The organism is Photorhabdus africana (assembly GCF_035181445.1).
In the GTDB taxonomy this organism is placed as follows: Bacteria; Pseudomonadota; Gammaproteobacteria; order Enterobacterales; family Enterobacteriaceae; genus Photorhabdus; species Photorhabdus laumondii.
The window spans coordinates 1-306 of sequence record NZ_JAXBVE010000228.1 but is presented as its reverse complement, the minus strand read 5'-3'; the positions used below and the strand labels follow the sequence as shown (position 1 = coordinate 306).

At 57.5% G+C, this 306-nt stretch carries 1 protein-coding gene; it reads left to right on the top strand.

The features are described 5' to 3' along the window. On the top strand, positions 1-306 hold a 306-nt coding region (locus SLS51_RS23525; protein ID WP_323840882.1), incomplete at both ends, for a hypothetical protein.

Sequence of the window (306 nt, the reverse complement as noted above, 5' to 3'; positions counted from 1 at the left end):
GGCGATATCACCAACAGCGGCACCATCAGCGGGCGTGACGTCACTCAACTGACGGCCAACAACCTGACCAACAGCGGTTTTATTCGCGGCGGCAAAGTAGATTTAGCGGCCCAACAGACGCTCACCAACCGGGGCGGCCAGATTCAGGGGGATGACCGGGTGACTCTGAAAGGCCGCGATATCATCAGTGCATCAACGGTGCGCGGGGATGAGGCTAACCGCTGGCTGGACCGTCCGGCGGGGATTTATGTGCAGAACGATAAAGGTACCTTGTCGTTGAGCGCCATCAACAATGTGCAATTAACC